General features: G+C 58.3%; 1 protein-coding gene. It reads left to right on the top strand.

The genetic code is table 11. The features are described 5' to 3' along the window. Positions 1–17: 17 nt before the first annotated feature. Positions 18–937: AMP-binding protein (locus tag JM946_RS29875; RefSeq protein ID WP_230980109.1), on the top strand; the 920-nt coding region annotated here is incomplete at its 3' end.

Below are 937 nucleotides of genomic sequence, written 5' to 3' on the forward strand. Positions count from 1 at the left end.
TCGAGCGCAGCCTGGAGATGGTGATCGGATTGCTGGGGATACTGAAGGCCGGTGGCGCCTATGTGCCATTGGATCCGAACTATCCGGCCGAACGGCTGCAGCACATGCTGGAGGATGCGGCGCCGCGGGTGCTGCTCACGCAGTCACGACTTCAAAGAGGTGTAGCTATTACAGCCCTTGAAACGATCGAATTGGATGTTTGCTGGGACGAGATCAAGCAGCTGCCTGACGCCAACATAGCTACAGATGAGATTGGTCTGCGCTCGGATCATCTTGTATATGTCATATATACGTCGGGTTCGACCGGGCGGCCCAAAGGGGTGATGATCGAGCATCGCAACGTAAGCAGCCTATGGCAGGGCCTTGAGCAGATCTACGAATACCAGCCCGGCTGCTCGCGAGTGGCGGTGAATGCATCGATAAACTTCGATGCATCCGTCAAGCAGCTAGTGCAATTGTTGTCAGGACGCGCGCTGGTCCTGGTTCCAGACGATGCGCGTTGGGATGCAGGGCTACTGTTGAAATTCGTTGCCATGCATCAGGTCGACGCCATCGACTGCACTCCATGGCAACTGAAGTCGTGGATCTCAGCAGGATTGCTCACAACGCCTGGTTTGCGCTTGGTGTTGATCGGAGGCGAGCCGATCGATCCGGAGCTGTGGAACTGCCTGTCGAAAAGCGCTCAGACGGATTTCTTCAACGTTTACGGCCCCACCGAGAGCACGGTGGACACGACGGCGGCGCATCTAAACGGCGATCGAAGCGAGCCTCACATTGGCCGATCGATGCCGAACCGGCGCGTGTACATCTTGGACCGTCATCTGCAGCCGGTTCCGATTGGAGTGTCTGGGGAGCTGTACATTGGCGGAGCCGGCGTAGCGCGCGGGTATCTGAACCGGGCGTCGCTGACGGCGGAGCGATTCGTGCGCGATCCGTT

Source organism: Steroidobacter gossypii, from assembly GCF_016801985.1.
GTDB classification, from domain to species: Bacteria; Pseudomonadota; Gammaproteobacteria; order Steroidobacterales; family Steroidobacteraceae; genus Steroidobacter; species Steroidobacter gossypii.